This window comes from Phreatobacter sp. (assembly GCF_022843985.1).
In the GTDB taxonomy this organism is placed as follows: domain Bacteria; phylum Pseudomonadota; class Alphaproteobacteria; order Rhizobiales; family Phreatobacteraceae; genus Phreatobacter.
In genome coordinates, this window is the sequence record NZ_JALHMP010000009.1 from 14,135 (window position 1) to 32,582 (window position 18,448).

19 protein-coding genes are annotated in these 18,448 nt (G+C 68.8%); 8 read left to right on the forward strand and 11 right to left on the reverse strand.

Annotated features, from left to right (window positions below; genetic code table 11):
• Window positions 1-11: 11 nt before the first annotated feature.
• Entirely contained in the window at window positions 12-836 is an 825-nt protein-coding gene (locus Q0C57_RS08110; protein WP_296574722.1) for a thioesterase family protein, read from the reverse strand.
• A gap of 129 nt (window positions 837-965) precedes the next feature.
• On the opposite strand from Q0C57_RS08110, the gene epmA reads away from it, so the two are divergent.
• On the forward strand, window positions 966-2,021 hold the full coding sequence (gene epmA / locus Q0C57_RS08115) for an EF-P lysine aminoacylase EpmA (RefSeq protein ID WP_296574724.1): 1,056 nt from the start codon (window positions 966-968) through the stop codon (window positions 2,019-2,021).
• On the opposite strand, the gene Q0C57_RS08120 is transcribed toward epmA, so the two are convergent.
• Complete coding sequence (locus Q0C57_RS08120) at window positions 2,014-2,604, reverse strand: N-acetyltransferase (protein ID WP_296574727.1); 591 nt, start codon at window positions 2,602-2,604, stop codon at window positions 2,014-2,016. The genes epmA and Q0C57_RS08120 overlap by 8 nt on opposite strands.
• 84 nt (window positions 2,605-2,688) lie before the next feature.
• On the opposite strand from Q0C57_RS08120, the gene Q0C57_RS08125 reads away from it, so the two are divergent.
• From Q0C57_RS08125 to Q0C57_RS08140, 4 genes are read left to right on the forward strand one after another with little or no spacing between them, the layout of a single operon-like run.
• Window positions 2,689-2,895: a TOBE domain-containing protein gene (locus Q0C57_RS08125; RefSeq protein ID WP_296574730.1), complete on the forward strand. Its 207-nt coding sequence runs from the start codon at window positions 2,689-2,691 to the stop codon at window positions 2,893-2,895.
• Window position 2,896: 1 nt separating this feature from the next.
• Window positions 2,897-3,946: an iron ABC transporter substrate-binding protein gene (locus Q0C57_RS08130; protein ID WP_296574732.1), complete on the forward strand. Its 1,050-nt coding sequence runs from the start codon at window positions 2,897-2,899 to the stop codon at window positions 3,944-3,946.
• A 1-nt stretch (window position 3,947) separates the two neighbouring features.
• Window positions 3,948-4,964 (forward strand): iron ABC transporter permease, encoded by a 1,017-nt coding sequence (locus Q0C57_RS08135; protein ID WP_296574735.1) that lies wholly within the window; start codon window positions 3,948-3,950, stop codon window positions 4,962-4,964.
• Window positions 4,961-5,725, forward strand: a complete 765-nt coding sequence (locus tag Q0C57_RS08140) for an ABC transporter ATP-binding protein (protein WP_296574738.1) — start codon at window positions 4,961-4,963, stop codon at window positions 5,723-5,725. Before Q0C57_RS08135 ends, Q0C57_RS08140 begins: the two co-directional genes overlap by 4 nt.
• A 173-nt stretch (window positions 5,726-5,898) precedes the next feature.
• On the opposite strand, the gene Q0C57_RS08145 is transcribed toward Q0C57_RS08140, so the two are convergent.
• The 8 genes from Q0C57_RS08145 to Q0C57_RS08180 form a co-directional block, all read right to left on the reverse strand.
• Window positions 5,899-6,783: an ABC transporter permease gene (locus tag Q0C57_RS08145; RefSeq protein WP_296574741.1), complete on the reverse strand. Its 885-nt coding sequence runs from the start codon at window positions 6,781-6,783 to the stop codon at window positions 5,899-5,901.
• A gap of 3 nt (window positions 6,784-6,786) precedes the next feature.
• A complete protein-coding gene (locus tag Q0C57_RS08150; protein WP_296574744.1) occupies window positions 6,787-7,728 on the reverse strand; it encodes an ABC transporter permease in 942 nt (313 codons plus the stop codon).
• Window positions 7,729-7,737: 9 nt separating this feature from the next.
• The gene (locus tag Q0C57_RS08155; protein WP_296574747.1) at window positions 7,738-9,270 is read right to left on the reverse strand and encodes an ABC transporter substrate-binding protein; all 1,533 of its coding nucleotides are present in this window, start codon (window positions 9,268-9,270) and stop codon (window positions 7,738-7,740) included.
• A gap of 62 nt (window positions 9,271-9,332) precedes the next feature.
• Window positions 9,333-10,049 (reverse strand): DUF1028 domain-containing protein, encoded by a 717-nt coding sequence (locus Q0C57_RS08160; protein WP_296574752.1) that lies wholly within the window; start codon window positions 10,047-10,049, stop codon window positions 9,333-9,335.
• Between the two features lie 24 nt (window positions 10,050-10,073).
• A complete protein-coding gene (locus tag Q0C57_RS08165; protein WP_296574755.1) occupies window positions 10,074-11,870 on the reverse strand; it encodes a gamma-glutamyltransferase family protein in 1,797 nt (598 codons plus the stop codon).
• 108 nt (window positions 11,871-11,978) lie between these two features.
• Window positions 11,979-12,752: a short-chain dehydrogenase/reductase gene (locus tag Q0C57_RS08170; RefSeq protein ID WP_296574758.1), complete on the reverse strand. Its 774-nt coding sequence runs from the start codon at window positions 12,750-12,752 to the stop codon at window positions 11,979-11,981.
• Window positions 12,753-12,763: 11 nt separating this feature from the next.
• Window positions 12,764-13,567: an enoyl-CoA hydratase gene (locus tag Q0C57_RS08175; protein WP_296574761.1), complete on the reverse strand. Its 804-nt coding sequence runs from the start codon at window positions 13,565-13,567 to the stop codon at window positions 12,764-12,766.
• Between the two features lie 22 nt (window positions 13,568-13,589).
• On the reverse strand, window positions 13,590-14,783 hold the full coding sequence (locus Q0C57_RS08180) for a CoA transferase (RefSeq protein ID WP_296574764.1): 1,194 nt from the start codon (window positions 14,781-14,783) through the stop codon (window positions 13,590-13,592).
• A gap of 195 nt (window positions 14,784-14,978) precedes the next feature.
• Here Q0C57_RS08180 and Q0C57_RS08185 point away from each other — a divergent pair, with 195 nt between their 5' ends.
• The 3 genes from Q0C57_RS08185 (at window position 14,979) to Q0C57_RS08195 (ending at window position 17,480) form a co-directional block, all read left to right on the forward strand.
• A complete protein-coding gene (locus tag Q0C57_RS08185) occupies window positions 14,979-15,293 on the forward strand; it encodes a hypothetical protein (protein WP_296574767.1) in 315 nt (104 codons plus the stop codon).
• A gap of 3 nt (window positions 15,294-15,296) precedes the next feature.
• Window positions 15,297-15,884 carry an NAD(P)H-dependent oxidoreductase gene (locus Q0C57_RS08190; protein ID WP_296574772.1) on the forward strand — a complete coding sequence of 196 codons (588 nt, stop codon included), beginning with the start codon at window positions 15,297-15,299 and terminating at the stop codon, window positions 15,882-15,884.
• A gap of 150 nt (window positions 15,885-16,034) precedes the next feature.
• Entirely contained in the window at window positions 16,035-17,480 is a 1,446-nt protein-coding gene (locus tag Q0C57_RS08195) for an aldehyde dehydrogenase family protein (RefSeq protein ID WP_296574774.1), read from the forward strand.
• Between the two features lie 51 nt (window positions 17,481-17,531).
• On the opposite strand, the gene Q0C57_RS08200 is transcribed toward Q0C57_RS08195, so the two are convergent.
• The gene (locus tag Q0C57_RS08200) at window positions 17,532-18,284 is read right to left on the reverse strand and encodes an SDR family oxidoreductase (RefSeq protein WP_296574776.1); all 753 of its coding nucleotides are present in this window, start codon (window positions 18,282-18,284) and stop codon (window positions 17,532-17,534) included.
• Window positions 18,285-18,448: the final 164 nt, after the last annotated feature.

Below are 18,448 nucleotides of genomic sequence, written 5' to 3' on the forward strand. Positions count from 1 at the left end.
ACCCCCGCGCGCTAGTCGCGGAACCAGACGACCTGCGTGGTGGTGGCGAGGAGCTTGCCCGCCGTCGACCAGATCTCGGCCTGCTGGTCGTGGAACTGGTCACCGAAACGGATGGAATCGGCGCGGGCCAGCACCGGCCTGCTGCCCTGCCCGGCGAGTTCGCCGGCATCGGCATGGAAATAGGATGTCATCGACACGGTGGCGGCGGGCGTGCGCAGGCCGCGGACCTGGAAGACCCTGACGATGAAGATGTCGCAGAGCGAGGCCAGCGCCACATGGTCGAGCGGACGCGGCGGCTGGTCGGCAACCCAGAGCAGCGACTGGGCACTCTGCGGCGTCGCATGGGCCTCATTGCCCATGATCGGCAGGCCCGAGACATAGCGGAACTCGTAGGCGTTCAGCCAGGCGAGCGGCGGCTTGCGGCCGAGAACCGGCACCGCTTCCGGCGGCGGCGCCACCGGCATGGCGGAGGCGTGGTGGCGCCAGGTTTCGCTGCGGCGGGCGAAGACCATGGTGGCGTTGGCGGCGATGGTCTCGCCCTGGACCAGTTCGGCATAGAGATGCTGGACGGAGCGGCCGGAACGGACCTCCTTCACCCGGATTACGAAGGCCCCCTCGGCGATGGGGGCGCAGAAATTCACCGTCTGGGCCACCGGCTCGCCGATGCAGGCGGGATGGTCCATGGCCGCCTTCAGAAGCTGCGCCGCGGTGATGCCGCCGAAAGGGCCGACCATGTTCCAGTAGGCCGGCGACGTCGTGCCGGCGAGCGAACCGTCGGACCCCGCCGTGAAGGTCGTCGCGGCATCGAAGGGGTGGAGGGCGGCGGTATCGGACATGCGGGCTCGCTCGGGTGTGCGAAGGGGGCGGGTTGCCTTGATCGCGGCGGAGCCTATGAGGGGAGGGCCGCGCTCCGCAACGACGTCGAAGGAACGACGACGGGTGGGAGGCGCGCCGGAGAGCCGTCCATGACCCCGTCCCCTTCGCCCTGGTGGGATGCCGACCGCCACGCCGACCGCCGGCCCTTTCTCGTCGCGCGCGGGCGTATCAAGGCGGCGCTGCGCCACTGGTTCGTGGGCCATGACTTCACCGAGGTGGAGGCGGGCATCCTGCAGGTCTCGCCGGGCAATGAGACGCATCTTCATGGCTTCGCCACTGCGGCGGTGACGATCGACGGAAGGCGGGCGCCGCTCTTCCTGCACACCTCGCCGGAATTCGCCGCCAAGAAGCTCATCGCTGCCGGCGAGACGCGGATCGTCGATTTCGCCCGCGTCTTCCGCAACCGCGAGCGCGGGCCGCTGCACCATCCTGAATTCACCATGGTCGAATGGTATCGCGTCGGCGAACCCTACGAGCAGTTGATGGACGACTGTGCCGAACTCCTGAGGCTCGCCTGTGCCGCGGCGGGGCGGGACAGCCTGGTCTGGCGGGACGGGTCCTGCGATCCGGCGCTCGCACCGGAGCGGCTGACGCTGGCGGAGGCCTTCCGCCGCCATGCGGACATGGACCTTCTTGCGACGGTCGGGGCCGCGGGAGAGACCGACCGCCAGGCGCTGGCGGCCGAAGCGCGCCGCGCCGGCGTCAGGGTTTCGGACGACGACGGCTGGGCCGACATCTTCTCCAAGGTGCTGGTGGAGCGCATCGAGCCGCGCCTCGGCTTCGGGCGGGCGACGATCCTGTGCGAATACCCGGTCAGCGAGGCGGCGCTGGCCCGCCCCAAGCCCGGTGATCCGCGTGTCGCCGAGCGGTTCGAGCTCTATGCCTGCGGCGTCGAACTCGCCAATGCCTTCGGCGAGCTGACCGATCCGAAAGAGCAGCGCCGGCGGTTTGAGTCGGCGATGGCGGAGAAGCAGCGCGTCTATGGCGAGACCTATCCCATCGACGAGGACCTGCTCGCCGCCCTCGCCCGGATGCCGCCGACGGCGGGCATCGCGCTGGGCTTCGAGCGGCTGGTGATGCTGGCGAGCGGCGCGCGATCCATCGAGGATGTCGTCTGGACGCCGGTGCCGGACGTCTTCAGATGAGGGGAATGCGCGGCGCCGCCTCGCGCGGGATGACACCGGAGAGCCGCGGGTCATCCATCACCTCGATGGCGCGCTTGTGGGGCGCGAAGCCGCAGCGCCGGTAGAAGGTAAGGGCGCCGGGATGGTCAAGCGTGCAGGTGTGCAGCCAGACACGCCGCGTGTCCGGCTGCCAGGCCTCGGCAAGGGCGGCCGCCATCATACGGGGGCCGAGACCCTGGCCCGTCGCGCCCGGCATCAGTCCGAAAAAGGCAATCTCCACATCCTCGGGGTTTCGCCTGTCGATCTCGACGATGCCGATCTCGCCCGCCGCACCGTCCGCCACGAAGAGCGCATTGCCGGGATGGTGGAGGATGGCACCGAGAGCCGCGTCGTCCATGAGCAGGCGCGATGTCCACAGCCAGTCGAGGCCGATGTCCGCATAGAAGGTGCGGTACCAGGCGAGGTCCGGCCGGGCCACCGGGCGGAGCGGGAGCGGCTCGGCGACAGGAGCGGCGGGCCGTGCGCGCATGTCGAGATAGGTCACCACCGCAGCGATCTTGCCAGCGGGCAATTCCGTATAGCCGTCGAGGTTGAGTTGGGTCATGCGGCTGTCTGCTCCACGGGGCTCGACGGCGCCACGCGCGTCGGTCATGGTCGCGGCCGGACCATAGACCAGAGGGTGTCTGCGATGAAACTCAGTGCACGCAACATGCTGAAGGGAAAAGTCGTCTCCATCACCAGGGGCGCCACCACGGCCCATGTCAGACTCGAGGTCGCCGGCACCATGGTCACCTCGGCCATCACCAATGAAGCGGTTGACGAACTCGGGCTGGTCGTCGGCCAGAGTGCCTATGCCGTGGTGAAGGCCTCCGACGTGATGATTGCGATCGACTGACATGCCGCCGCGGGTGAGCTGGAAAGTCGACAGGCGAATCGTTCTCGGCGGGCTGGGGGCCAGCCTCGCCGCCCCGGCGCTCGGCCGGACGCCCTTCGTGATCGATGGCGCGGGCCGGCAGGTGCCGATCCCGGCCCGCGTCGGCCGGGTCTTTCCCGCGGGGCCGCCGGCGGCAATCATGCTCTACACCCTCGCCCCCGATCTTCTCATCGGCTGGCCGCGGGCGAACCGGCCGGACGAGCGCGAGTTCCTGCTGCCCGACATCGGGTCACGGCCGGAGGTCGGCCGCATCACCGGACGCGGCAACACGGCCAATCTGGAGCTTGTCCTGGCGCTGAGCCCGGACCTGATCCTCGACGTCGGTTCGACCCGGCGCACCTTCGCCGAACTCGCTGACCGGGTGCAGGGCCAGACCGGTATTCCCTATGCGCTGCTCGACGGGCGTTTCGACGCGACCGCCGGCAGCTTCATCACCCTCGGTCAGTTGACCGGTCGGGAGGACAGGGCGCGCCGTCTCGCCGCCTGGTGCGACGAGACGATGAAGACCCTCCTCACCCGGATCGAGACCGTTCCGTCGGAGCGGCGCCCGCGCGTCTATTATGCCCGCGGTCCGCGGGGTCTGGAGACCGGTCTCGCCGGGTCGATCAATGTCGAGACGGTGGAATTCCTCGGCGCGGTCAATGTCGCCCGCGACGGCGTCGGCGGCGGTCTCGCGCAGGTCTCGCTGGAACAGGTGCTCGCCTGGAATCCGGAGGTCATCATCACCATCGACCAGACCTTCGCGGCCAATGTCCGGTCCGATCCCGCCTGGCGCGGCGTCAGGGCCGTCGTCGACGGTCGCGTCCACCTGTCGCCGAAACTGCCGTTCGGGTGGGTCGATTTTCCGCCCTCGGTCAACCGCATGGCCGGGCTCTGGTGGCTCGCCAAGATTCTCTATCCGGCGCTGGTGCCCGAGGACATCCGCTCGCTGACGCGCGATTTCTACACGCTCTTCTACCATGTGACGCCGAGCGACGCGCAAATCGACCGGGTCCTGGCGGGCCGCGACTGACATGCAGCCCCTCAGATTCCTCGGCGGCGGTGCCGTGGCGGCCTCGGTCCTCGTCCTCGGGCTGGTCGTCGCCTTCACCGTCGGCCGCTTCCCGGTGAGCCTTGCCGACATCGTCGTCGCCCTGTGGTCGCGGGCGACGGGTGTGCCCTCGGGGCTGTCGCCCGCAGTGGAGGCGGTCGTCTTCCAGATCCGCGGCCCCAGGGTGCTGGCGGCGCTGGCCTGCGGTGCGGCGCTGGCTGTGGCCGGGGCCGCCTTCCAGGGCCTGTTCCGCAATCCGCTCGTCTCGCCCGATATTCTCGGTGCGTCGTCGGGGGCAGCGCTCGGCGCCGTCCTCGCCATCCTCCTGTCCTTCGGCATTTTCGGCATCCAGGCGGCCGCCTTCGCCGGCGGCCTCGTGGCGGTGGCGGCGGTCTATGCGGTCGGCTCGACGATCCGGTCCGGCGATCCGATCCTGACGCTGGTCCTGACCGGCGTCGTCCTCGGCTCGCTGCTCGGGGCGGGCGTCGGCCTCGTCAAGGTTCTCGCCGATCCCTACAACCAGCTGCCGGCGATGACCTTCTGGCTGCTCGGCTCGCTCTCGGCCACGAGCCCGGCCGATCTGGTGCCGCTGATCGCGCCGGTCGTGCTCGGCGCCCTCGTGCTGATGGCGCTGCGCTGGCGGATGAATGCCCTGTCGCTGCCCGAGGAGGAGGCCCGCGCCCTCGGCCTGCCGACCGGCCTGCTGCGCGTCGTCATCATCGCCGCGGCGACGCTGACCACCGCGGCGAGCGTCGCCGCCGCCGGCATCATCGGCTGGGTCGGCCTCGTTGTGCCGCATCTGGCGCGCTTTCTGGTCGGGCCCGATTTCGGCCGGCTGATCCCCGCTTCGGCCGTGCTCGGCGGCGGCTACCTCCTGCTGATCGACACCCTGGCGCGCACCCTCGGCCCGGTCGAGGTGCCGCTGGGCATCCTCACCGCAGTGATCGGCACCCCCTTCTTCATCTGGCTTCTGGCCTCCTCCCGCGGCGGCTGGTCATGACCCTCGCCGCCGACAACCTCGCCTTCGGCTATCGCGGCCATCCGGTGGGCCGGGGCGTCACGCTGGCGATAGCGGCGGGCGAGGTGCTCGCCCTGCTGGGGCCCAATGGCGGCGGCAAGACGACCCTGCTCAAGACGATGCTCGGCCTGCTGCCGCCGCAGGACGGGACGGTGAGCCTCGACGGACGGCCGCTGGCGGCCCTGACCATCCCCGAGCGGGCGCGGCTCGTCGCCTATGTGCCGCAGAGCCACCAGGGCACATTCGCCTTCACCGCCTTCGACCTGGTGCTGATGGGCCGCACCGCCCATGGCGGACTTTTCGCGCGACCGGGGACGCGGGACCGCGCCGTCGCGGCATCCATGCTGGAGCGGCTCGGCATTGCCCATCTTTCGGACCGGCCGGTGACCATGATCTCCGGCGGCGAGCGCCAGCTCGTCCTGGTGGCACGGGCGCTCGCCCAGGAGCCGCGCTTCATCGTCCTCGACGAGCCGACGGCGAGCCTCGACTTCGGCAACCAGGGCAAGGTGATGCGGCAGATCCGCCAGCTCGCCGCCGACGGCCTCGGTGTGCTCTTCACCACCCACGACCCCAACCAGGCGCTCGGCCATGCCGACCGGGTGGCGCTGCTCCGTGGCGGCGGGGTGATGGCGGAGGGGCCGGTGCGTGAAGTGCTGACGCCGGAGCGGCTCGCCGCACTCTATGGCGCGCCGGTGGAGACGGTGGCGGAGCCCGGAGGGCGGACGGCGTTCCTGCCGGGGTGACTGATCGTTGCCGCTCTCTCCTTGGAGATCGCCCGAACCTCACCCGTCATGCCCGGCCTTGTGCCGGGCATCCACGAATTTTCAAAGGGCGGAGGTCAAGTCGTGGATGCCCGGGATAAACCCGGGCATGACGGATTGCGGGCGCCCTTCGGTCGAAGAGCCTCGGCCGCCCCTCACTTCGCCTTCGGATCCAGCGCGTCGCGCAGGCCGTCGCCGAACAGGTTGAAGCTCAGCACCGTGATGAAGATGGCGATGCCGGGGAAGATCGCCATCCACGGCGCGTTGGACAGGAAGCGCTGGGCGACATTGAGCATCGAGCCCCAGGAGGGGGCGGGCGGCTGCTGGCCGAGGCCGAGGAAGGACAGGGAGGCCTCGGCGATGATCGCGGTGGCGATGGTCAGCGTGCCCTGGACAAGGAGCTGCGGCATGACATTGGGCAGGATGTGCTTCCAGGCGATGCGGAGCCGGGTGTTGCCCACGGCGCGGGCCGCCTCGACATAGTCCTCCGTCTTGATCGACAGCACCTGGCCGCGGGTCAGCCGCACGAAGACCGGCGTCGCGGTGATGCCGATGGCGATCATGGCGTTCTGCAGAGAGGGGCCGAGGAAGGCCGCCAGCGCGATGGCGAGGATCAGGAAGGGGCAGGCCAGCATGGCATCGGTGACGCGCGAGATCAGCGCGTCGGTCCAGCCACCGACATAGCCGGCCAGGAGCCCGAGCGGCACGCCGGCGACGATGGCGATCGCCACGGAGATGACCCCGGCGGAGAGCGAGGCGCGGGTGCCGTAAACCACCCGCGAGAAGATGTCGCGGCCGACCTCGTCGGAGCCGAACCAGTGGGTGAGCGAGGGCGCCTGGCGCACGGCGCGCCAGCTCTGCTGCGTCGGGTCGTGGGTGGCGATGAAGGGGGCGAAGATGGCGAGCAGCGCCAGCAGCACCAGGAGGACGAGCGCCACCATGGCGGTGCGCCGCTTCTTCAGCCGCCGCCAGGCTCTGGCGCCGGGGCTCTCGAAGGTCTCGCGCACGGGAGCGCCGACGCCGGTCGAGGTGAGGGCCATGGCTCAGGTCCTCAGGCGCGGGTTGGCGAGGATATAGCCGATATCGGCCAGAAGGTTCAGCACGATATAGGTGGTGGCGGTCACCAGGACGACGCCCTGCACCACGGCATAGTCGCGGTTGAACACGGCGTCGACGATGAGCTTGCCGAAGCCTGGAATGGAGAAGATCTGCTCAGTGAGCACCGCGCCGGACAGCAGCGTGCCGAATTCCAGCGCGCCGAGGGTGATCACCGGGGTCAAGGCATTGCGCAGTCCGTGCTTGAGGATGACGGTGCGCTCGTCCAGCCCCTTGGCGCGGGCGGTGCGGACATAGTCGCTCTCCATCACCTGGAGCATCGCAGCGCGGGTATGGCGCATGATCACGCCGGCGAAGGAATTGCCGAGCACGAAGGCTGGCATGATCGTCGCCGCCATGGAGGCCCAGAAGTCCTCGAAGGGCGAGACATAGCCCGATGCCGGCAGCCAGCCGAGCTGCACGGAGAACAGGAAGATCAGCATGATGCCGAGCCAGAAGTTCGGCGTGGAGATGCCCCAGAGGGCGACGACGTTCACCACATAATCCCAGGCGGTGTCCTTCTTCACAGCCGAGATGATGCCGGCGGGAATGCCGATGCCGAGGGTGAAGATCATCGCCATGACGGCGAGCTGGATCGTGACGGGCAGTTTCTGGGCGACGAGGGTCGACACCGGCTCGGACAGGCGCATGCTCTCCCCGAGGTCACCCTGGAAGACGCCGCCGATCCAGGCGAGGTACTGGATCGGCAGCGGCTGGTCGAGCCGGTAGCGTTTGCGGATCTGCTCGATCACCTCCGGGTCCTTCTCCTCGCCCGCCATGACGAGCGCAGGATCCCCCGGCAGCAATTGCTGCAGGAGAAAGATCAGCACCGACACGAAGAAGATGGTCGGGATGAGCTGGATGAGCCTTTTGGTGATAAGCGTGAACATGGCGGGCCGTCAGTTGCCGCGGAAGCGCAGGCCGACGACGCGCACCAGGCCGTCAGGGAAGGCGCGGAAGCCTTCGAGGCGGGCCGCATGCACGATGACCACGGGCCGGTGGTAGAGATAGACGATCCCGCCCTCGGCGAGGAGGATCTCGGTCAGCTTCTCGTAGACCGCCTTGCGCTCGGCCGGATCGGTCTTGGTCCGCGCTTCATTGAGGAGCGCGTCGGCCGCCGGGTTGCAATAGCCCGAATAGTTCAGCGGCTGGCGGCAGCCGTGGAACGAGAACAGGTTGCCGTCCGGATCGGTGCGGCCCGACCAGTTGAGCATATAGGCCTGGTAGCGGCCCTGCTCTGCCTCCTGCAGCGAGGTGGCGAACTCGGTGACGCGGATCTTCAGGTCGAAGCCGGCCTCCGCCGTCATGGCCTGCAGCACCTCGGCGATCTGCCGGACCTCCGGGTTGTTCGGCACCATGAAATCGACGGCGAGAGGACCGGTGACGCCGGCCGCCTGCATGAGCTGGCGAGCCCGTGCGATGTCGCGCTGCGGCACGGGGAAGCGGGACTGGTAATAGGGGTTCTGCGGGTTGATCCACTGGTTACCCGGCATGGCAGCACCGTTGAACACGACCTGATTCAGGGCCTCCCGGTCGATGGCCAGCGAGAAGGCCTGGATGATGCGCGGGTCACGGCCGAAGGCCTGCTTGCCGGCATCGGACTTGGCGATGTTCAGCGTCACGCCCTGGTAGCCGAGGTCGACACCGACGGCCATGCGCAACTGGGCATTGGCGCGGATCTGCGGAATGTCGGTGGCGAGGGCCCGCTCGATCAGGTCGAGCTGGCCCGAGCGCAGGTTGGCCAGACGCACGGTGGCATCGGCGATCGGACGGTACTCGATCCGGCCGATCGTGACCTGGTCCTTGTTCCAGTAGTCTGCGAAACGCTCGACGACGATGCGGTCCTGCTGGACGCGCTCGACGAAGCGGTAGGGGCCGGCGCAGACGGGCGTCGAGCCGAAGCGCTCGCCCAGTTCGCGGGCGGCCTTGGGGCTGACGATCATGCCGGCACGATCGGTGAGTTGCGACAGGAGCGGCGAGAAGGGCTGCTTCAGCACCAGACGGACCGTGAGGGGATCGACCACCTCGACCTTGTCGATGGCGGAGAGCTCGGGCCGGCGGAAGGAGCCCTGCATGTTCATGTGGCGATCAAGAGAGAACCTCACGGCCTCGGCGTCCATGGCCTCGCCGTCGTGGAACTTCACGCCCGGGCGGAGCTTGATGGTGACCGTCAGGCCGTCGGCCGAGGTCTCATGCGACAGGGCGAGCTGCGGGACGATGTTCAGCTTGTCGTCGATGTCGAAGAGCTTGTCGCAGATCGAGGCGAAGACGATGCGCCCGACATAGGTCCGGCCGCGGGTCGGGTCGAGGACATCCGGGTCCTCGGCGAGGCCGATGCGCAGCACGGATTGCTGGGCGGCGGCGCCGGTGAGCGAGGCTGCGAGAAGGAAGGCGCTGGCCGTCCAGGTGAGTGTCCGTCGCAAGGTGGTCATGGGTCCTGTCCTCTGTCGGTTCGGCGCCTCTGGCGCTCTTCTGGGGTGGTGGGGTGGTCGGGTCAGCCGCCCGCCTCGCGGGCGAGAGCGGCGTCGATGGCGGCGTTGATGACGTCGCGGTCGATGGTCCCGGTCAGGTCGCGGCGGGTGGCGAGAAGGGCGTTGAAGTGCTTGGCGCGCTGACGCCAGACCTGCTCAAGGCGGTCGAGTTCCGCCAGTGGCTCGGCGTGGTCGTCGACGCGCAGCGACAGAAAGGGATAGTCCTCGGTGGTGTGGATCAGAAGCGCGGCCGACTGCTTGCCGCGCTTGTCGCCGCCGGCGGCCTCGCCCGCCTGCATGGCGGTGATCAGCCGCCGCGGGAAGGGCAGGTTGGCGTGCGCGGCGAAGACCCGCGCCGTCTCGGCGATGACCTCGGGTCCCGCCAGCATGTTGCCGGCGACCGAAAATCCGTCGTGAACCGCGTGGCCGCACCAGCCGATGCAGTCGGCACCCGTATGGGCGGCGAAGCGGCCGGCGCTGTCCATGATGTGGACCTGGCGCTGGCTGGCGCCGCCGTCCGAGGCGATGAGGACGCGCAGCACCTCGGCCGCCGGCAATCCCTCGCGCAGCAGCCTCAGACCCCGCGGGCCATAGGTGAGATTGGCGAGAGCCTGGGTGGCGACCGCGCCGTGATCGGAATCGACATGAGGAACGATGGAGCCGACGGCGAAGGCGCGCGTCGCCACCGCGATGCCCTTGGCGCCGGTAGCCTCGTCCGTGGCGATGATCGACCAGGTCATGGCGCGCTCCTCATGGCGTTGTCCTCATCGTCCGATCGCATAGGCCTGCATGCCGCGCGGATTGGCGGCGGCCTTCAGGCGATGGCCTTCCCGGCGCGCGGCGGTCAGCCGGCCTTCCGACCAGGCGCCGCCGATCTCGACCTCGTGGCCGCGGCGGCGGAGCTCGTCGATGGTCGCCTGCGGGAAGCGGCTCTCGACGACGATGATGCCTGGCCGCGAGGTGCGTGGCCAGAAGGAGCCGGGGAAATGCTCGGTATGCCAGGCGGGGGCGTCGATCGCCTCCTGCAGGTTCATGCCGGCATGGACATGACGCAGGAACATCTGCGGGATCCACTGGTCCTGCTGGTCGCCGCCGGGCGAACCCCAGGCGAGGTAGGGGGCGCCGTCACGATAGGCGAGGGTGGGTGTGAGGGTGGAGCGCGGGCGCCGGCCGGGCTGCAGGGCCGCGGGATGGCTCTCGTCGAGCCAGAACATCTGGGCTCGGGAGCCGAGGCAGAAGCCGAGATCGGGGATGATGGGCGAGGATTGCAGCCAGCCGCCGGAAGGGGTCGAGGAGACCATGTTGCCCCAGCGGTCGATGATGTCGAAATGCACGGTGTCGCCGCGCGTCACCCCGTTGGGATCGGTGTCGATGTCGCCGACGGTCGGTTCGCCGGCGCCCGTGGCCCCCACGGCCACGCGCTTGCCCGAGGCGATGCGGGCATCGACCTTGCCGCCGGCCCCGGCGATCGTGCCCGGCCGCAGCTCCAGCGACGCGGTGTCGCCGATCAGCTTGCGGCGTTCGGCATTGTAGGCGTCGGAGAGCAGGGTCTCGATCGGCACATCGACGAAGGCCGGGTCGCCGTAGAAGGCCTCGCGGTCGGCGAAGGCGAGCTTGGCGGCCTCGGTGATGACATGGACGAAATCCGGGCCGGTCACCGGCATGGCGTCGAGGCCCATGCCCTTCACCAGCGCCAGTTGCTGCAGGCAGGCGAGGCCCTGGCTCCAGGTGCTCGGCTTGAAGACGCGGTAGCGGCCGTAATCGTAATGGATCGGCGCCTCGACCGAGGCCGACCAGGTCGCCATGTCCTGGCCGGTCAGGACGCCGCGATTGTGCTGTCCGGTGACGTCGAAGACCGCCTCGGTGCGGCAGTAGCGGTCGATGGCCTCGGCGACGAAGCCCTGGCTCCAGATGCGGCGGGCGCGGGCGATCTCCTCCTCGCGGGTGCCGCCCTCGCAGTCGCGCAGCACGCGCTCATAGGTCTCGGCGAGCTTGACGTTGGTGAAGAGGTCGCCGGGCTCCGGCACGTGGCCGCCGGGCAGATAGACCGCTGCCGAGGAGGGCCAGTGCTCGCGGAAGAGACCCTCGACGGTGGCGATGGTCTCGGTGATCCGCGAGACCAGGGGATAGCCGTGGCGGGCATAGAAGATGGCCGCCTCCAGCACGTCGCGCGGGCGCATGGTGCCGTAGTCGCGCAGCATCAGCATCCAGGTGTCGAAGGCCCCGGGAATGCAGGTGGCCAGGAGGCCGGTCCCGGGCACGAGGTCGAGGCCGAGGGAGCGGTATTGCGTAATGGTGGCGCCCGCCGGGGCCGGGCCCTGGCCGCAGATGACTTCCACCGCGTCCTTTTTCGCATCATAGAGAATGACCGGCACGTCGCCGCCGGGGCCGTTCAGGTGCGGCTCGACGATCTGCAGCGTGAAGGCCGCGGCGCAGCCGGCATCGAAGGCGTTGCCGCCGCGCTCGAGGATGCCCATGGCCACAGCCGAGGCGATCCAGTGCGTCGTCGTCACGACGCCGAACGTGCCGTCGATCTCGGGCCGGGTGGTAAAGCGCGACATGGTCCAGGGTCATCCTTCCAAGCCCTCGCCGGAACATGGCGCAGGGCTGCCTTCACAAAGGCTTGTATCATAAGCAAGACATGAGCCAAGCCCCGGAACGTGAGCCCCTCAGCCCTTGAATGCCAGTCCGCCGTCGATATCCAGCGTCGCTCCGGAGACATAGCCACAGGCCGGAGAGGCGAGGAACGCCGCCGCATTGGCGATTTCCCGGGGGTCGATGAGGCGGCCGAGCGGCAGGTCGGTGAGCATCTCCTCCCAGCGGCTGTCGTCGCCGAAAGCGTCAATTGCCCTTTGTTTGGACAGCGAGATGATGCGGTCGGTGCGGGTCCCGGCCGGGTTGATGCCGAAGATGCGGACGCCCCATTCCTGCGACTTGCCGCCGGCCGCGCCGGTGAAAGCCATCAGCGCCGCATTGCCGGCGCCGCCGCAGACATAGTTGTAGCGCGGCAGGCGGCCGGCCATGCCGATGATATTGACGATGACGCCGCCACCGCGCGCCTTCATGCCACCGAGGGCCAGTTTGGTCAGATGGATGTAGCCCATCACCTTGAGCGCCCAGGCCTCCTCCCAGGTTTCCATGGAGAGGTCGAGCAGGCCACCGGCGGGGATGGCGCCGGCATTGTTGACGAGGATGTCGGCGTCGGTGTGGTTGGCCCAGAGCGCCTCGCGGTCGGCGGCACGGGAGAGATCGGCGCTGGTGATCTCGACCGGCCCCTGATGCCGGGCCTGGATCTCCGCCGCAGCAACGGCGAGCCGGGCCGGGTCGCGCGCCACCATGACAACCTGCGCGCCCTCGCGCGCGAAGACCTCGGCACAGGCGCGCCCGATCCCCTTCGACGCGCCCGTGACGATGACCTTCTTGCCGGCGAGACCGAGATCCATGGCCGTGCTCCCTATTCGCCCCTAAAGGCGGGCAGGCGCTTGTCGAGGAACGCCTTCTGGCCCTCCTTGTAGTCGGCCGAGGCGAAGCAGCGGGCGACGAGGGCATCGACGGCCTCGGCGTCCTGCTCGGCTTCGGGCCGCGACAGTTCGACCAGCGAGCGCTTGATCGCGGCGAGGGTCAGGGGGGCATTGGCCGCGACCGTGGCGAGATAGGCCTTCACCTCGGCCTCGAAACTGTCGCGCGGCCAGGCGCGGTGGATGACATTGGCGCGCTCGCCGTCGGCAGCATCGAGGATGCGCGCCGAGATGAGGATATCGGCGACGGCGGCCGTGCCGAGCTTCTTCACCATCATTTTGATGCTGGAAAAGCCATAGCCGAGCCCGAGCCGGGCGGCCGGCACACGGAAGCGGGAATCGGCTGTGGCGAAGCGCAGGTCGCAGGTCAGCGCCAGGGCGCAGCCGCCGCCGAAGCAGATGCCGCGGATCACGGCAATCGTCGGCTTGGCGGCATCGTGGATGGCGGCCATGCCGTTGGCCACCGCCTCGTCATAGGCGCGCACGGCCTCCTCGCCGGTGCGCTTGGCGCCGAACTGGGAGATATCCGCGCCGGCGCAGAAAGCCTTGTCGCCGGCGCCGGTGACGACGATGACGCGGACGGAGCGATCCTCCTCCGCCAGTTTCACCAGGCCGGGAACGCTCGCCCACATGTCGAAGGTCATGGCGTTCATCTTGGCGGGCTGGTCGATGGTGAGCGTGGCGATCCCATCCGCCACGGCGTAGCGGACGGAGGGCGTGTGCGGGGCGGGTTCGGTCACGGCATGTCCTTTCAGGCGGAAATCAGATGATTTTGGCGGCGCGCAGGCGCGCCACGTCACCGGTCGAAAAGCCGGCCTCGGCCAGCACCTCGGCGGTATGTTCTCCAGGCTCGGCCACCGGGGTCTCGATGGCCGGAGGGGTGCGCGACATGACGAGGGGCTGGGCGATCAGCCGGATGTCGCCGCGCGCATGATGGTGCACCGGCACGGCCATGCCGATATGGTCGACCTGCGGATCGGTGAAGACCTCGTCCATGGTGTAGATCGGCCCGGCCGGGACACCTTCGCTCTCCAGCCTGTCCAGCCAGTGCGCCGTCGGCCGGGTGCGGAAGAGGTCGCCGAGGAGCCCCATCAGCGCCGGGCGGTTGCGGAAGCGCAGCTTGGCGTCGGCATAGTCGGGATGGCTGGCGAGGTCGTCGCGGCCGACCGCCTTGCAGAAGCTCTTCCACTGGCCCTCGCCGCCGACGCCGACATTGATGTAGCCATCGGATGTCGGCAGCACGCCCATGGGCGTGGAATGGGGATGATCGTTGCCGTTCTGCGGCGGCACCTTGCCGTCGACGGTGTAGACGGCGGCCTGGAAGTCGCACATGGCGATCATCGCCTGCAGCAGCGAGGTCTGCACCCATTGCCCCTCGCCGGACTTCTCGCGCTCGGCGAGGGCGACGAGGATGCCGGTGGCGGCATAGACGCCGGCGGCGGAATCGGCGACCGCGATGCCGGCGCGCATCGGGCCCTGGCCGGCATGGCCGGTGATCGCCATGAGGCCGCCCATCCCCTGGGCGATCTGGTCGAAGCCGGCGCGGGTGCGGTAGGGTCCGGTCTGGCCGAAGCCGGAGACCGAGGCGAGGATGATGCGCGGATTGACCGCCTTCAGGGTCTCGTAGCCTATGCCGAGGCGGTCCTTGACGTCGGGACGGTAGTTCTCGACCACGACGTCGGCGGTCTCGACCAGCTTCAGGAAGACGGCCCGGCCCTCGGCCGTCTTGAGATTGAGGGTCAGCGACCGCTTGTTGCGATGCAGGTTCTGCATGTCGAAGCCATGGCGATCGCCCGACATGTTCTCGTTCGGATCAACCCCGGGCGGCGCCTCCACCTTGATGACGTCCGCCCCGAAATCGGCGAGCACCCGGCAGCAGGTCGGTCCGGCGCGCACCCGGGTGAGGTCGAGGACGCGGATATGGTCGAGCGCGGTCGAGGGGCGCGGTCTGGGCATGGGCTGTCCGGGGGCAGTCGCAAGGGGAGGGCAGACTAGGATTGTTTCCGGGCCTTGCGGAAGGGGACAGCCGGCATGACAGGGCTCCCCTGTCGGGTCGCGGCCAAGGGGGGCGACTCCAACGCTTGATCCAGCGCAGCGACCACTGCGGCGGCCGCATGCATGGATGATGCTTCATCCACGATGGAGCACGCCATGCTCGCCAGGACTCCTGCCCACCTGCGCTTCGACAAGCTGTACGACGCCGCCGCTGCCGTGACCTTCTCCGCCACCATGCCGGCCGTCGCCTCGGCGGTTGGCGCCGAGCTCCGCGATTTCGCCGCGGAACGCCTCAAGGCCCATGCCGAGCGCATCCGCGCCTGGTCGAAGGTCGGCTCACCCCTGGAGTTCATCGAGGTGGAGCTGCACTTCGCCGTCGAGACGATGGGCGTCTATGCCGATGAGGCCATGCATCTGCAGGAGGTCGCGCGCAACGCGGCGGCGGTGGTGGCGCCCGACGGGAAGGGCTGAACCATGGCCCCGTGCCGCATCGCGGTGATCATCGGGCATCCGGACCCCGCGTCCGACAGGCTCTGCCGCACGCTGGCAGCAGCCTATGCGAGCGGGGCGGAGGAGGCCGGCCATGCCGTCCGTACCCTCGACCTCTCGGTGCTGGAGATCCCCTATCTCAGGACACAGGTCGATTTCGAGACCGGGACGGGCAAGGGCGATGTCGCCAGGGCCCAGGAAACCCTGGCCTGGGCCGAGAACTGGGTCATCCTCTACCCGCTCTGGCTTGGTTCGATGCCCGCCCTGCTCAAGGCCTTCTTCGAACAGGTCTGCCGGCCGGGCTTCGCCTTCCGCTACCGGGACAAGGGCTTTCCGGAAAAGCTCATGACCGGGCGGACGGCCCATATCGTCGTCACCATGGGCATGCCGGCCTTGGCCTATCGCTGGTTCTTCTTCGCCCATAGCCTGCGGGCGCTGAAGCGGAACATTCTCGCCTTCATCGGGGTGAAGCCGGTCCGCGAGACGATCATCGGGGGTGTCGGCGGGTTGACGGCCGACAAGGTCGCCGCGCTCATGGCGCAAATGCGCGCGGCCGGTGCCTCTGTCCGCTGAGCGCTCGCCGCGAGGCCGTGCCGCACGTCATGCATGGCCTGCGGTCTGGTCGCGGTGCGCCAAGTATGGTTTTGTGCCGCCCCCGATGCGGACCGGGCGGACCTCTCGTCCGAACCGGTCCTTCGACGTTCGTGCGAGGAGGCTAGGCCCATGACCACCGTGTTCCGCAATTTCATTGCCGGCGAGTTCGTTTCTCCGGCCAAGGCCGCGCCCAACCTCAATCCGTCCAACACCAACGAGGTCGTCGGCGACTATGCGCAAGGCGGTGTCGAGGACCTGAAGGCCGCCGTCGCCGCCGCCAAGGAAGCCTTCCCGGCCTGGAGCCGTTCCAATCCGCAACTGCGCTACGACGTGCTGATGAAGGCCTCGAACGAGGTGATGGCGCGCAAGGAAGAGCTCGGCGCCCTGCTCTCCCGCGAGGAGGGCAAGACCCTGCCGGAGGGCATCGGCGAGGTGACGCGTGCCGGGCAGATCCTTTCCTTCTTCGCCGCCGAGGCGCTGCGCCTCAATGGCGAGCTGGTCAATTCCATCCGCCCCGGCGTCGGCATCGAGATCACCCGCGAGGCGGTCGGCGTCATCGGCCTGATCACGCCCTGGAACTTCCCCATCGCCATTCCCGCCTGGAAGCTCGCCCCGGCGCTGGCATATGGCAACACCGTTGTCATCAAGCCGGCCGACCTGGTTCCCGGCTCGGCCTGGGCGCTGGTCGACATCCTCAACCGTGCCGGCCTGCCGAAGGGTGTGCTCAACATCGTCATGGGCCGCGGCTCAGTGGTCGGCCAGGCCATGCTGGAACATCCCGATGTGGCCGCCATCTCCTTCACCGGCTCTGTTGCCACGGGACGGCGCGTTGCCGCGGCCTGCGTCGCCGCCACGCCGATGAAGAAGGTGCAGCTCGAGATGGGTGGCAAGAACCCGCTCGTTGTGCTCGACGATGCCGATCTGGCGGTGGCGGTGGAATGTGCCGCCAACGGCGCCTTCTTCTCGACCGGCCAGCGTTGCACGGCCTCCTCGCGCCTCATCGTCACCGAAGGAATCCATGACCGCTTCGTCGATGCGATGACCGAGCGGCTGAAGGGCCTCGTGGTGGACGATGCGATGAAGGCTGGCACCCATATCGGCCCGGTCGTCGACGAGAGCCAGCTCGGTCAGGACGAGAAGTATATTGCCATCGGCCGCGACGAGGGCGCCAAGCTCCATTGGGGCGGCGAGCGGCTGAACCGTGAGACTCCCGGCTTCTATCTGCAGCCGGCGCTGTTCACCCACGTCAACAATTCCATGCGCATCGCGCGCGAGGAGATCTTCGGCCCCGTCGCCGCCGTGCTGCGCGTGAAGGACTACGAGGAAGCACTGGCGGTCGCCAACGACACCGAGTTCGGCCTGTCCTCGGGCATCTGCACCACGTCGCTGAAATATGCCTCGCACTTCAAGCGCAATTCGGAGGCCGGCATGGTGATGGTCAACCTGCCGACGGCCGGCGTCGACTATCACGTGCCCTTTGGCGGCCGGAAGGGCTCGAGCTACGGCCCGCGCGAGCAGGGTTCCTATGCCCGCGAGTTCTACACCACGGTGAAGACCGCCTACACGCTGGCGTGAGGCCGTCTCCAGGGATGACGAAAGGCGGGCCCGGCGCCCGCCTTTTTCGTTTCATCCCAGCAACTGGCCGCCATCGACGACGAGAGTCTGTGCCGTCATCCAGCTCGCATAGGGCGAAGCGAGGAACATGACGACGCTGGCGATCTCCTCGGGCGTGCCGAGCCGGTTGAAGGGGATGGCGCCGAGGACCTTGTTGTAGAGCGCCGGGTCGGAGGTGCGGCGCGCCTCCCAGGTGCCGCCGGGAAACTCGATCGAGCCGGGGGCAACGCAGTTGACGCGGATTCCCTTGGGCGCCAGCGCGGCGGCCTGGCTCGTCGTGTACTGGATCACCGCCGCCTTCACCGCCGCATAGGCCGCCGTTCGGATCGACGGGCGATAGCCCGAGATCGAGGCGATGTTGATGATCGAGGCCCCTTTCGCGCCTTCGAGGAAGGTCATCGCCGCATGGCTGGCGCGGACGGTGGCCATGACGTCGACGTTGAGGCCCTTGGCCCAGCCGTCCTCGGTATCGCCGATGCCGAAACCGGAGGCGTTGTTGACGAGCACGTCGATGCCGCCCAGCGCTTTGGCCGCGGCGGGAATAAAGGCCGCGATGGCGGCGCCATCGGCGAGGTCACAGGGCGCGAAGTGGGTGATGGCACCATGCGCGGCCATCTCGGCGGCGGTGGCCTTCAGGCCGTCCTCGCCGCGTGCGCAGATGGACACCCCCGCGCCCGCCGCGGCAAAGCCCAGCGCGATGGACCGGCCGATGCCGCGGCTGCCGCCGCAGACCACCACGCGTTTCCCCTTGAAGTCGAAGGCCATTGCCGTGTCTCCCTGTTGTGGCCTGACTGTGCCACGGCGCCTGCGCCACCGCTCGGCGGCAGCGTGGCGGCAGCCATGCGGCGCCCCTCCTTCGATGGAGGGCTGCGGCACAGGTTCCTGTTGCCTTCCCGGTCCCATGGGGCTTCAATGCGGAGAAGAAACAT

What these genes read in the sequence shown, in the direction of transcription:
- Q0C57_RS08145 (WP_296574741.1), bottom strand. Translation starts at nt 6,783, where the DNA reads ATGGCCCTCACCTCGACCGGCGTCGGCGCTCCCGTGCGCGAGACCTTC.
- Q0C57_RS08120 (WP_296574727.1), bottom strand. Translation starts at nt 2,604, where the DNA reads ATGACCCAACTCAACCTCGACGGCTATACGGAATTGCCCGCTGGCAAG.
- Q0C57_RS08110 (WP_296574722.1), bottom strand. Translation starts at nt 836, where the DNA reads ATGTCCGATACCGCCGCCCTCCACCCCTTCGATGCCGCGACGACCTTC.
- Q0C57_RS08165 (WP_296574755.1), bottom strand. Translation starts at nt 11,870, where the DNA reads ATGTCGCGCTTTACCACCCGGCCCGAGATCGACGGCACGTTCGGCGTC.
- epmA (WP_296574724.1), top strand. Translation starts at nt 966, where the DNA reads ATGACCCCGTCCCCTTCGCCCTGGTGGGATGCCGACCGCCACGCCGAC.
- Q0C57_RS08150 (WP_296574744.1), bottom strand. Translation starts at nt 7,728, where the DNA reads ATGTTCACGCTTATCACCAAAAGGCTCATCCAGCTCATCCCGACCATC.
- Q0C57_RS08170 (WP_296574758.1), bottom strand. Translation starts at nt 12,752, where the DNA reads ATGGATCTCGGTCTCGCCGGCAAGAAGGTCATCGTCACGGGCGCGTCG.
- Q0C57_RS08160 (WP_296574752.1), bottom strand. Translation starts at nt 10,049, where the DNA reads ATGACCTGGTCGATCATCGCCACGGACGAGGCTACCGGCGCCAAGGGC.
- Q0C57_RS08130 (WP_296574732.1), top strand. Translation starts at nt 2,897, where the DNA reads ATGCCGCCGCGGGTGAGCTGGAAAGTCGACAGGCGAATCGTTCTCGGC.
- Q0C57_RS08125 (WP_296574730.1), top strand. Translation starts at nt 2,689, where the DNA reads ATGAAACTCAGTGCACGCAACATGCTGAAGGGAAAAGTCGTCTCCATC.
- Q0C57_RS08185 (WP_296574767.1), top strand. Translation starts at nt 14,979, where the DNA reads ATGCTCGCCAGGACTCCTGCCCACCTGCGCTTCGACAAGCTGTACGAC.
- Q0C57_RS08140 (WP_296574738.1), top strand. Translation starts at nt 4,961, where the DNA reads ATGACCCTCGCCGCCGACAACCTCGCCTTCGGCTATCGCGGCCATCCG.
- Q0C57_RS08195 (WP_296574774.1), top strand. Translation starts at nt 16,035, where the DNA reads ATGACCACCGTGTTCCGCAATTTCATTGCCGGCGAGTTCGTTTCTCCG.
- Q0C57_RS08200 (WP_296574776.1), bottom strand. Translation starts at nt 18,284, where the DNA reads ATGGCCTTCGACTTCAAGGGGAAACGCGTGGTGGTCTGCGGCGGCAGC.
- Q0C57_RS08155 (WP_296574747.1), bottom strand. Translation starts at nt 9,270, where the DNA reads ATGACCACCTTGCGACGGACACTCACCTGGACGGCCAGCGCCTTCCTT.
- Q0C57_RS08135 (WP_296574735.1), top strand. Translation starts at nt 3,948, where the DNA reads ATGCAGCCCCTCAGATTCCTCGGCGGCGGTGCCGTGGCGGCCTCGGTC.
- Q0C57_RS08190 (WP_296574772.1), top strand. Translation starts at nt 15,297, where the DNA reads ATGGCCCCGTGCCGCATCGCGGTGATCATCGGGCATCCGGACCCCGCG.
- Q0C57_RS08180 (WP_296574764.1), bottom strand. Translation starts at nt 14,783, where the DNA reads ATGCCCAGACCGCGCCCCTCGACCGCGCTCGACCATATCCGCGTCCTC.